Origin of the sequence: Undibacterium sp. GrIS 1.2 (assembly GCF_040544435.1) — a bacterium.
Lineage (GTDB): Bacteria > Pseudomonadota > Gammaproteobacteria > Burkholderiales > Burkholderiaceae_D > Undibacterium.
Genome location: NZ_JBEONP010000097.1, coordinates 1 through 7,791, shown reverse-complemented (window position 1 = coordinate 7,791; position 7,791 = coordinate 1). Strand labels below are relative to the sequence as shown.

Annotated in this window: 7 protein-coding genes and 2 pseudogenes; 4 read left to right on the top strand and 5 right to left on the bottom strand. The window is 52.2% G+C overall.

Going from position 1 to position 7,791, the window contains the following annotated elements:
* Positions 1-286: 286 nt before the first annotated feature.
* Positions 287-460: pseudogene (locus tag AAKU61_RS21615) on the top strand (ATP-binding protein); the annotation flags it as partial.
* Between the two features lie 68 nt (positions 461-528).
* Positions 529-914 (top strand): annotated as a pseudogene (locus AAKU61_RS21610) (hypothetical protein).
* Positions 915-1,016: 102 nt separating this feature from the next.
* On the opposite strand, the gene AAKU61_RS21605 reads toward AAKU61_RS21610, so the two are convergent.
* From AAKU61_RS21605 to AAKU61_RS21585, 5 genes are read right to left on the bottom strand one after another with little or no spacing between them, the layout of a single operon-like run.
* Entirely contained in the window at positions 1,017-1,577 is a 561-nt protein-coding gene (locus AAKU61_RS21605) for a recombinase family protein (protein WP_322210869.1), read from the bottom strand.
* The gene (locus tag AAKU61_RS21600; protein ID WP_322210870.1) at positions 1,571-1,942 is read right to left on the bottom strand and encodes a hypothetical protein; all 372 of its coding nucleotides are present in this window, start codon (positions 1,940-1,942) and stop codon (positions 1,571-1,573) included. Before AAKU61_RS21600 ends, AAKU61_RS21605 begins: the two co-directional genes overlap by 7 nt.
* Positions 1,923-2,237, bottom strand: coding sequence for a hypothetical protein (locus AAKU61_RS21595; RefSeq protein ID WP_322210871.1), 315 nt, complete (start codon positions 2,235-2,237; stop codon positions 1,923-1,925). The genes AAKU61_RS21600 and AAKU61_RS21595 overlap by 20 nt, the downstream gene beginning before the upstream one ends.
* Complete coding sequence (locus AAKU61_RS21590) at positions 2,234-2,605, bottom strand: HepT-like ribonuclease domain-containing protein (protein ID WP_354335600.1); 372 nt, start codon at positions 2,603-2,605, stop codon at positions 2,234-2,236. Before AAKU61_RS21590 ends, AAKU61_RS21595 begins: the two co-directional genes overlap by 4 nt.
* Positions 2,602-2,892, bottom strand: coding sequence for a nucleotidyltransferase family protein (locus AAKU61_RS21585; protein ID WP_322210873.1), 291 nt, complete (start codon positions 2,890-2,892; stop codon positions 2,602-2,604). Before AAKU61_RS21585 ends, AAKU61_RS21590 begins: the two co-directional genes overlap by 4 nt.
* A gap of 219 nt (positions 2,893-3,111) precedes the next feature.
* Between AAKU61_RS21585 and AAKU61_RS21580 the strand changes: the two genes are divergently transcribed.
* Both AAKU61_RS21580 and AAKU61_RS21575 read left to right on the top strand, forming a co-directional pair.
* Positions 3,112-6,153 carry a Tn3 family transposase gene (locus tag AAKU61_RS21580; RefSeq protein ID WP_354335597.1) on the top strand — a complete coding sequence of 1,014 codons (3,042 nt, stop codon included), beginning with the start codon at positions 3,112-3,114 and terminating at the stop codon, positions 6,151-6,153.
* Positions 6,154-6,430: 277 nt separating this feature from the next.
* Positions 6,431-7,576 (top strand): AAA family ATPase, encoded by a 1,146-nt coding sequence (locus AAKU61_RS21575; RefSeq protein WP_322121752.1) that lies wholly within the window; start codon positions 6,431-6,433, stop codon positions 7,574-7,576.
* Positions 7,577-7,791: the final 215 nt, after the last annotated feature.

Genomic DNA, 7,791 nt, shown 5'->3' with positions numbered 1-7,791 from the left:
GATCGTCGTTGTGTTTGTTGGGCATCGGGGCGATCAGTAAAATTGAGGCCGCATCGTAACATCACCGCTTTTCGAGTTTGAAGTGCACCAACGCCACGCCATGGTGAAAATAGTTTGAGATGTCGATAACTAACTTGATTCGTCCCGATTTGTGAACCCATTTCTAGTATCAATGGTTTCCTACCATGTTGGATTAAGTGCTCCCCTATAGCGAAAATCTACCGTATCGCAATACAAGGCTAAGCATCACTAGCCGGTTGAGTGCGTTGGACGGGCGGAAGAAGATGTCGTGGAACTCATTGACGCGCGAGTGGGCGTGAAATCAACAATATTTTCCAGCCAATGTCCAACTGAGAAATGGAACGACGCTTTCGATAACAAGACAATTGCAGACGCGGTTCTCGACCGTTTGGTATGTAGTTCCCACAACCACAAGCAGTCCGGCGCGTCGTTAAGGTAAAAAGTTAGAGATACTAAATAAGGTAGTGTCAACTTACGGGCTGCGGGAAAATTTTGTAAAGTAGCGTGATGGAAAAATCCCTACGCTACCGCGGCTTCCGCTATCCGGCAGAAATCATTAGTCATGTCGTGTGGCTCTACTTCTGGTTTGCGCGGAGTTTTCGCGACATACAAGAGCTTATGGCCAGCCTTGGCATCATCGTCACGTACGAGACGATTCGCCTGTGGCGAAGACGCCAATCATGCCGGGTGTCGAGTATCGCTAGCACAAGGGCCTAAACAACCGGGCCGAACTCTCGCATCAACCGACGCGGTAACGAAAGCGACAGACGCGCCGCTCCAAGTCATCCGGCCAAGCTCAGCGCTTTTTGTCGGCGCAGAACCCGATCAACAATGCCTTTCGGTGCCGGCGCAACAGCTTGACAGCGGAGCAGTACAGGCATGTCCGCACGTAGGCATATTGTATATGGGATGAGCTCACCGACGTAGCAAAAAAAGCCTAATACGTGACACCGTGTTTCCCTACCAGGGGTTCTAAGCCCAACCCCGCGAAATCTTTAGGCGTGCGTAGAAGAAGCTGGAACCCAGCGGTATAGAGTGGGAACGGACACGCCGAGGTTCTTGGCCACATCCTTGGGAGGAACGCCGCTGGCCAGCAGTTTCTTGGCCGATACGATCTTGCTATCGGTCATCTTGGGCTTGCGACCACCCTTACGACCAAGCTGGCGGGCAACTTCCAGCCCCGCTCTGGTACGCTCGACGATCAGCTCGCGCTCCATCTCGGCGAGGCTGGCCATGACGTGGAAAAAGAATCTGCCAGACGGCGTACCGGTGTCGATGGCGTCGGTCAGGCTCTTGAACTGGATGCCCTGCTTGTGAAGCTCGCCGACCAGATCGACCAGTTGCTTGACGCTGCGACCAAGGCGATCCAGCTTCCAAACCACCAAAGTGTCGCCCTCGCGCAGCATTTCCTGCGCCTTTCCCAAGCCGGGGCGATCAGCTCGCGTACCGCTCACCTTGTCCTCAAAAATCTTCTGGCACCCAGCCTTGGTTAAGGCATCCCGCTGCAACTCAAGGTTCTGATCCTGCGTCGAGACACGTGCATAGCCGATTAGCATGGCTTGTCTCGCGCCCGGTCGATGCGATCCTGCATCGCCTGCATGACTTCTTCGTGCGTGTAAAAATTGGCGTTGGGGTCGTCAGCTTCACGAAGTGCTTCCTCGATCTCGCGCGTCATGCGCGCAAAATCTTCCGGCCACAACGTCTGCTCCATGGACAGTGATGCTTGGCCGAGCAGGTGCAGCAGGCCAAACAGGCGCATATCATTGGTGGCGACGATGTGGTCACGAATCCGTGCTTGGATGGCTTCGGATGCCCGATGCGCCGCAGGTGTGGCCGTCCCTTCGTAGTCAGGCGGGAGCATCACTTCCTCGGCGATACGCACCCAGGCGCTAGCCAGTGCCTCAATGCTGGACGTGCTCATTTGCGGCGATCTGGCTCCCAGCCTTGGCTTGCTCGTGCTGTAAATCGTCAGGCAAGACTGACATGCCATTGCGAGTCGGCGCGATATGACCCGTGTCATTGCGGTCGAAGGCAAACTTCAGCGGAATCGTCGTCGTACAGTTCCCGAAGATCGTCTCGGCAAGCGATATCGGTTTTCCCGCAAATTCAGCCATTGACTCATTCATCAAGGCTGACTTGCCAGAACGCGGTTCATAGGTGAGTGGGTTGATCACAGCAGAGTAGCCGAACATCGGCGGCTTGTCGTCGTTGGTCATGGTTCTCTCCCTTCGTCGTCGGCATCTTGGCGCATGGCAGGCAGTTGCTTGAGTAGCTCCGGTAGCCATTCCTGTGCCGTCTCCCATACTACATCGAGATTGATGTCGAAATAGCCGTGTGCCATGCGATTACGCATGCCGCGCATGTTGCGCCACGGCACCTCGGGGTGCGCATTAGTGAACGCGACATAGCCCTCCATCACCTTTGTGGCGGCCTCGCCGATGATGATGAGACTCATGATGACGGCCTGCTGGGTGCGCTTGTCGGTCATGAAGTCGTCCTTGGCCAACCCTTCCACGAAGCTGCACACATCTGCTGCGGCCTGCTGTATGTGATCGATGTAATCAGGCAGACGGTTCTCATTCATACCGGCTGCGCCTCCGCGAGCACCTTAGCCCGGAATTTCGGCGGCAAGTCGCCGGGTGTCAGCAAATCAACGTGAATGCCGAGTAGCGATTCCAGATCGTCTTGCAGACCACCTAAGTCCAATAACGTGGCACCAGGCAGCGCATCGACCAACAGATCAAGGTCGCTGCCGTCCCGGTCGGTGCCATGAAGAACCGAACCGAAGACGCGCGGATTCGCCGTGCGAAAACGGTTCACCGCCTCGCGTACTGCACTTCGCTTCATGTCGAGCACAACGGACGGTCGCATGGGCATCCTTTCTTATCGAAACTCATTGCAATGGTAAGGGATCGAGAATAACATTTCAAGAACTATTTTCGAGAATCGTAATACCTTGATTTCGGTGTCGCTTCGGTGGCCTAGCGCGACTTCTCAAAATCCCTCGTTTGTGAGATTTATGCTTCTGTAGCATGTGCTCTCCATAGAGCTCGAAGAACAATTAATTTTTATGGCGAAAAGGACCGCAACATGCGTGGTGACGAAAGCAAACGACTGACTATTCTTTCGAGGGCCGAGAAAACCGCCCTGTACGCATTACCTGAATTTGATGACTTTCAACGCATCGAGTTCTTTGCCATGACAGATGCTGAGCGTGACTTGGCATTTGCACGCAAAGGGATGGCGGCACAACTCCATTGCCTTTTGCAAATAGGCTACTTCAAGGCCAAGTATGCTTTTTTCCGTTCTTCTCTGGGCGATGCGCCCACGGAAGACATTGCCTTCCTCATTCAAAGGTATTTTCCTGGGCAGGCATCGCCTACGCAGCAGGTGAGCGACAACGATCGCTACCTGCCTCGCAAAGCCATTGCCGCCTTGTTTTGTTTTCGCCTCTGGTCTGACGATGACCATGCAGGCTTGCTCGCCAAAATGACACGGCTGACCAGAACAGATGTCTCCTCCACTTTTTTGCTGGCCGAATTGATGGTGTTTTTGATTGGCCAGCGCATCGTGCGACCAGGCTACTCCACGCTACAAGACTTGATCGCGAGCGCCCTCACTGCCGAACGTGAGCGCCTAGAGCAGTTGGTCGAATCGGCTTTGACTGATGATTCACGCGACGCGTTGCAACAATTATTGGTGAGAGAAAACACCTTGTCAGATTTGGCCGCACTCAAACAAGATGCCAAAAGTTTTCGCTATCGTCAGATGGGTTTAGAGCGTCAAAAACGCCTCACGCTGGCTCCCTTATATACTATCGCCAAGGCACTGCTGCCAGGTCTTGACCTTTCGCAGCTCAACATTGCCTACTACGCCAGTCTGGCCAACTTCTACACCATCTACGATTTACGGCGATTCAAGTCCGGCCAGACCAACCTCTATTTACTCTGTTACGCCTGGCAGCGTTACCGGCAACTCACGGACAATGTAGTGGAAGCCTTTGGCTACCACACGCGGCAGCTCGAAGACGACACCAAGGCGGTCGCCAACCAGCAGGCCGTCAAAATACACAACGAACGGCAGCAAGCCACGCCACGGGTCGGCGAACTGCTCTTGCTGTATGTGGATGACTCGCTCACTGACGTTACCCCTTTCGGCACAGTGCGACACCGGGCATTTGGCATCATGCCTGAGGAAACGTTGCGCTCGACCGGCAAGCTCCTGACTTCGACACCTGTCAGCCAGATGGATTTGCGCTGGCAAGCGGTGGACAAGCAGAGTGGGCTTTGCACAAAAAATCTGCGCCCACTGGCTATATCCCTAAATTTCGCCAGCAGCAGTGCCAGTGGCAAAATCTGGCTGGACGCGTTGGAATGGATGAAGGGAGTCTTTGCCAGTCAGCAGCGTCTTTCTAAACAGCCACCGGAAGATATTCCACTTCGCACGATTCCCACCAGATTGCGCAGCTTTTTGCTGGACTTTGACACGAATGGCAAAGCTATTGGCCTACGTGGTGACCGCTACGAGTTTTGGGTTTACCGGCAACTGCGCAAACGCCTCGATATGGGTGATATTTACCTCGACGACAGCATACAACATCGGCGTTTTGCCGATGATCTGGTGTCCATGGAGGCTAAAGCCGATGCCCTCAAAGCCTTGGATATACCTTGGCTCCGCCAGCCGGTTGACACGACCCTAGACGCCTTGTTTATCGAACTCGATACACAGTGGCGAGCATTCGATGCGGAACTGCGCAGTGGCAAGCTCAAGCACCTCGAATTTGACCAAGACAAACAAACGCTGATCTGGCATCGTCCCAAGGCGGACAAGGATAAGCAAATACAGCAAGGTTTTTACGGCAAGCTTCAGGCTCGTGACATCGCTGACGTGTTTCGGTTTGTGAATGAGCGCTGCAACTTCCTGTCAGCCATGAAACCCTTGCAGCCTCGGTATGCCAAGAAAATTGCCGACGAAGACAGCTTGATGGCTGTCATTATTGCTCAGGCTATGAACCATGGCAATTTCAAAATGGCGGAGACTTGCGACATTCCGTACCACGTTCTGGAAGCCACGCACCAGCAGCATTTACGTCCGGCCACGCTGATTGATGCGAACGACATGATCAGCAACTTTATCGCCAGTCTGCCGATTTTTCCATACTACTCGATTGATATGGATGTGCTCTACGGCAGCGTGGACGGGCAAAAATTTGGCGCAGCCTCCCCGACGCTCAAGGCGCGCCACTCACGTAAATATTTTGGCAAGGATCGAGGCGTTGTCGCCTTCACGTTGTTGGCCAATCATGTGGCGTTGCAAACGGAACTGCTGGGTGCCAACCAGCACGAAAGTTACTGGGTGTTCGACATCTGCTACAACAACACGTCCGATATCAGACCCACTATGATCACTGGCGACATGCACAGTATTAACATGGCCAACTTTGCCCTCCTTCATTGGTTCGGTATGAACTTGGCTCCGCGCTTTACGAATTTGCAAACGCAATTAAAGCATCTCTACCGTGGCCCCGGGAAGAACGGGTACGGCGATTTTCTGATTCAGTCGGTGGGTGAAATTGACCGCGATCTGATCGTTGCAGAAAAAACAAATTTAGATCACATTGCTGCCACTCTGGGACTCAAGGAAATGAGTCAAAGCGTACTCGTACGCAAAATCTGTACGCTGTCAGGCCACCACCGCACGCGCAAGGCGCTCTTTGAATATGACAAATTGATCCGCACAATTTACACGCTGCGCTATTTGCGCGACCCTCAATTACAACGCGATGTTAATCGCTCCGAAAACCGCATTGAGTCCTACCACCAGTTGCGCTCGACAATCGCGCAGGTGAACGGGAAGAAGGAGCTGACGGGGCGCACTGACTTGGAAGTGGACATCAGCAACCACTGTGGCCGACTGATTGCCAACGTGGTGATTGCTTACAATTCCATGTTGTTGTCTGGTCTGCTGGGTCGCTATCTGACAACGGGTAACGAGAAGGCAATGGACTTACTCAGGCGCATCTCACCGGCGGCATGGCAGCACTTGCATTTCCTTGGACACTACGCATTCCGAGACAAGCGGCGACCAATTGATTTAGAGTCCATATTGGAAGGGGTGGTATTGACGCCTTAAAGATTTCGCGGGGTTGGGCTTAGAACCCCTACCAGAGGCAATTTCGTCTGCAATTCTACAAGTCGCCGTCTCGGTTCAGCAAGTTGACAATACCACCGTATGTAGTGATATGAGCATCTCGCTTAACGCGACAAAACCGCAATAAGCGCGTTGCGACATTAATTAAATGTTAATTACTATAATAGACTATAAAAAACTATAATTTCCTATAGCAAAATCTAGTGGGTAGACTATAATGAACTATAATTCTTTGTAATACAGTTCAAGCGTTTATATCATGACAACTGAAATTCCTATTTTTCACCGGCCAGAGTTAGCCCGGCAAATTGTCCAAAGAACCTTGTCTGCCAATGGACGGTCTGGTGTGTTCATTTCAGCGCCTCGGCGCACTGGCAAAAGCACTTTCATTATTGAGGATATCATTCCGTCGCTGAGGGGGCTTAAGGCTGAGGTCATTTACGTGGACTTGTGGAGCGATCGAAGCCGCGATCCAGGCGACTTAATTGCCGAAGCTGTTCGGGAACACCTACAAAAGCGCGAGGGCGTGCTACTCCAATGGGCGCGCAAGGGCGGCTTGGAAAAAATCAATGTCGGTGGAGTCTCAGTTGATATCGCTAAGGTCGGCATTGGCACAGGAAAAACACTGGCAAAGGCACTTGCAGAGTTAAGTGATGCTACTCAAGCGGTAATTGTTTTAGTGATTGACGAGGCGCAGCACGCTATCACAACGGAGGCCGGTGCCAACGCATTGTATGCCCTAAAAGCAGCACGCGACCAACTAAATGGTTCTGCTCATAATGGATTTCGGTTGATCGCGACAGGATCGAACCGAGATAAGCTCAGTATGCTAGTTAATGGGAAAGACCAGGCCTTCCTCAATGCTGTCCTGTTTGATCTGGAGCCCCTAGGGAAAGACTTCGTAGAGTGGGAGCTATCACAGTACGGCGGGTTGGTTGCGCCGTCCCTCGCGACCGTTGAGTCGGAATTCATTGCATCTGGCCACAAACCCGAAACCTTGCATAAGGCCCTTGACGATTTAGCATTTCGGTTTAACGTCACTGACTGGAATGTTGACTCTGAATTCAGGTCTATATTTTCGGCAATTAACTTGGATAGCAAACAGAATTTTATGCGCCAGGTGAATAGCCTTCCACCTTTGCAGGCGTCTGTTTTGGTAGTGATGGCTACAACTGGCGCAGACTATGCTCCGTTTCGGCCAGCCACCGTACAAAAATATAACGCCTTGTGCAAAAATTTTTCAACTTCGGAAGTTGTTGTTGACGACTCCTCCATCCAGTACGCACTGGAAGCACTTCGAAAGAAAACTTTGGTGTGGAACAGTGCAAGAGGTGTGTATGCGATCGAGGATTCACAGCACGTGGTTTGGCTTAAAGAGGAATTTCCTGCCGTAACAGTTGAATGAGGCTATTGTCAACTTGCTGAACCGAGACGGCGACTTGTAGAATTGCAGACGAAATTGCCTCTGGTAGGGAAACACGGTGTCACGTATTAGGTGTTGGCGCGCACTCAATATTGACCAGCCGGGGGTGCGGATAAAAACTTGGACTACTTGGAGGTAGTTCATGTATTCATACGAAGATCGTATTAGAGCAGTAAAGCTCTACATCAAATTTGGGA

Excerpts from the sequence above, each read along its gene's own strand:
- AAKU61_RS21605 (WP_322210869.1), bottom strand. The coding sequence starts at position 1,577 with ATGCTAATCGGCTATGCACGTGTCTCGACGCAGGATCAGAACCTTGAG.
- AAKU61_RS21600 (WP_322210870.1), bottom strand. The coding sequence starts at position 1,942 with ATGAGCACGTCCAGCATTGAGGCACTGGCTAGCGCCTGGGTGCGTATC.
- AAKU61_RS21595 (WP_322210871.1), bottom strand. The coding sequence starts at position 2,237 with ATGACCAACGACGACAAGCCGCCGATGTTCGGCTACTCTGCTGTGATC.
- AAKU61_RS21590 (WP_354335600.1), bottom strand. The coding sequence starts at position 2,605 with ATGAATGAGAACCGTCTGCCTGATTACATCGATCACATACAGCAGGCC.
- AAKU61_RS21585 (WP_322210873.1), bottom strand. The coding sequence starts at position 2,892 with ATGCGACCGTCCGTTGTGCTCGACATGAAGCGAAGTGCAGTACGCGAG.
- AAKU61_RS21580 (WP_354335597.1), top strand. The coding sequence starts at position 3,112 with ATGCGTGGTGACGAAAGCAAACGACTGACTATTCTTTCGAGGGCCGAG.
- AAKU61_RS21575 (WP_322121752.1), top strand. The coding sequence starts at position 6,431 with ATGACAACTGAAATTCCTATTTTTCACCGGCCAGAGTTAGCCCGGCAA.